This window comes from uncultured Agitococcus sp. (assembly GCF_937920075.1).
In the GTDB taxonomy this organism is placed as follows: Bacteria; Pseudomonadota; Gammaproteobacteria; order Pseudomonadales; family Moraxellaceae; genus Agitococcus.
This window is the reverse complement of record NZ_CALETI010000127.1, coordinates 1-1,809: the sequence shown is the minus strand read 5'-3', so window position 1 is coordinate 1,809 and position 1,809 is coordinate 1. Positions and strand designations below refer to the sequence as shown.

2 protein-coding genes are annotated in these 1,809 nt (G+C 38.6%); one reads left to right on the top strand and one right to left on the bottom strand.

Annotated elements, in window-relative coordinates:
- A partial coding sequence (locus Q0212_RS04680; protein WP_297922940.1) for a hypothetical protein occupies positions 1-593 on the top strand: 593 nt, incomplete at its 5' end.
- A 55-nt stretch (positions 594-648) separates the two neighbouring features.
- Here Q0212_RS04680 and Q0212_RS04675 read toward each other — a convergent pair.
- Positions 649-1,611: a DNA replication terminus site-binding protein gene (locus tag Q0212_RS04675; RefSeq protein ID WP_297922937.1), complete on the bottom strand. Its 963-nt coding sequence runs from the start codon at positions 1,609-1,611 to the stop codon at positions 649-651.
- Between the last annotated feature and the right edge of the window lie 198 nt (positions 1,612-1,809).

Here is a 1,809-nt window from a genome sequence, read left to right as displayed (position 1 = left end):
AAACACGCTTAGAAAAACTGATTGCTTATATGCGTCAAAACAAAGAGTTATGGCCAGAATCTTTAGCATTAATGGTACACATGGAAGATGATTTAAAACGTGAAATGGGCAATATTGCCGCTGAACAACATGAAGACGTTTTAGATGATTTAGTGGATACGGTACATCGTTTAACCTTATGGCAAGATGCTTTACCATTGTTTGCCTGTTTATCACCCAATACTCAGTACAAAGTGATTAACACCCCATCTATGCAAAAATCGGAAGTGTTACAAGCAACCATTATTTATACCGCACAATTTAATTTGTGGGTGACTTTTTTGCCTTTGGTTGAATATATGACCGAAGAACAACGCAAAACCTTAGCGCAAGTGATTTTTGAGCAGGGCATAGACCTCACTCGCCATATTACGACAGTGGCTTATCAACATCATTTGTGGCAACCGCTATTTGATATGTTGGCGGCTATGTCTGCTGAAGCACAAGCACAAACTGCACCTGTGTTAAAGCAATTATTAGCACAAGAAGGGGGCTTAGAAAGCAAATGGCAACCGCTGATTGCTAAGCACCAATTAGATCATTTGTTTGCTTGATTCGCTTCGACTACGCTCAGCGCGCATTTGTGTGATGGTTGAGCGTAGTCGAAACCTACTCATCTAAAGGTTTACGTTGCCATTCATTATTGCGTGTTGTTGCACCCTCGTGTAATTCTTGCTCGTTAATCAATACTTTCTTATTTGCTTTAATTTGCGCATATAAGCCAATACTTTCAATCACAGGTAATAATAAAGCCGAGTCTGCTCGTGGTGTTTCTCGAATATGTTGGCTCATATCAAAATCTTCTAAACCATACACTTTAGGTGTTTCTTGCTGCGAATTTATCACCACAAAAACGGGTAGGTTAGCGGGAACAATGCGCCCTGCATTGCTTTTTTGGCCTTTGTTATAGGCCATAATTCGTGGATGTGGTGCTTTTCGCCAACGATAAATAAGCGGAATTTCAGGTGGGACTTCTGCTAATTGTTGCTTTTGCAAATTAATAATATTTTCCCATTCACTGGGCGTAAATTGATCGGGACGATTTTTTCTTGAACGTTCTAACTGTGCTTCAACATCGGCACGACTGACATGCACACTGCTTGGTGTTGCACCTGCCCACGAAAAATATAAACATTCAGGGGCAGGAGACCACTGCACCAAATGCCGATAACATTGTAAAACGGATACATTTGGCAAGGCTTGGCGTGTGGTTTTATTACGTTCACGCTCTGGTATGGCCAACATTAATCTTTTTAGCTCATCTTTCTTTTGATTTACCAGATCAATTTCTTTTTGCAAATCGCAATCAATACCAATCCATCCAGCTAAACGATAAGCCGTTGCAGGATGTTGATTAGGTTGAAAATGTAGAGTTTGAAAGGCGAGAGCTGCTTTCTGACTCGCCTCCTCGCCTTCATAATGTGTGACAGGAATTATCTTTGGTGCTAAACCATTGTTATTTAAAGGAACGTCATAGACATTTGCTTTAACCACATGAGCTAACCATTGTTGATTAAAACGAGCCAATTCATCTTGTAACTCTGCAAAAGCATCACGTAGAGCAAAAATCATTGTTATTTTTCATCCTATATTTAGCCAAATGTAGGCTTATAAATATGATTTATCTTATTGAATTTAAATGTTTTATCAACATAACACAAGACTTGATCTGTATTTAGATAAGTTATTGACAGAGATCATAAAGGAAAAAATATTAACTGATAACTGATAACTGATAACTGATAACTGATAACTGATAACTGATAACTG